Here is a 965-nt window from a genome sequence, read left to right on the forward strand (position 1 = left end):
AAGGATCAGATCACGCATATTCCCGACAACGCAGACAGTTCCGTGGCAAAGAAAAAGTTCAAAATCACCAACTGGCCCACCTACAATAAAGCCCTCATCAACCGTGGCTCCATAACTTTCTGGCTGGATGATGCAGCTATTCAGGCCTGGTATGAGTCAGCAACACCTTCTTCACGAGGCAGACCTCAGCGCTATTCTGACCTTGCCATCACGACTGTGCTGGTCATTAAACGCGTATTCAGGCTGACCCTGCGCGCTGCGCAGGGCTTTATTGATTCCATTTTTTCTCTGATGAACGTTCCGCTACGCTGCCCGGATTACAGCTGTGTCAGCAGGCGGGCAAAGTCGGTTAATGTCAGTTTCAAAACGCCCACCCGGGGTGAAATCGCACACCTGGTAATTGATTCCACCGGGCTGAAGGTCTTCGGTGAAGGCGAGTGGAAAGTCAAAAAGCATGGCCAGGAACGCCGCCGTATCTGGCGTAAGCTGCATCTCGCCGTTGACAGTAAAACACATGAAATCATCTGCGCTGACCTGTCGCTGAACAACGTTACGGACTCAGARGCCTTCCCCGGGTTAATCCGGCAAACCCACCGGAAAATCAGGTCAGCCGCCGCCGATGGCGCTTACGATACCCGGCTATGTCACGATGAACTGCGGCGTAAGAAAATCAGCGCGCTTATCCCTCCCCGAAAAGGTGCGGGTTACTGGCCCGGTGAATATGCAGACCGTAACCGTGCAGTGGCTAATCAGCGAATGACCGGGAGTAATGCGCGGTGGAAATGGACAACAGATTACAACCGTCGCTCGATAGCGGAAACGGCGATGTACCGGGTAAAACAGCTGTTCGGGTGTTCACTGACGCTGCGTGACTACGATGGTCAGGTTGCGGAGGCTTTGGCCGTGGTGCGAGCGCTGAACAAAATGACGAAAGCAGGTATGCCTGAAAGCGTGCGTATTGGCTG

General features: G+C 53.7%; 1 protein-coding gene. It reads left to right on the plus strand.

Annotation, left to right across the window (positions count from 1 at the left end; all coding sequences use genetic code 11):
* Nucleotides 1–42: 42 nt before the first annotated feature.
* Nucleotides 43–965: IS5 family transposase (locus B5M43_RS14885; RefSeq protein WP_374198176.1), on the plus strand; the 923-nt coding region annotated here is incomplete at its 3' end.

The organism is Microbacterium sp. MEC084, assembly GCF_004514465.2.
GTDB lineage: Bacteria > Actinomycetota > Actinomycetes > Actinomycetales > Microbacteriaceae > Microbacterium.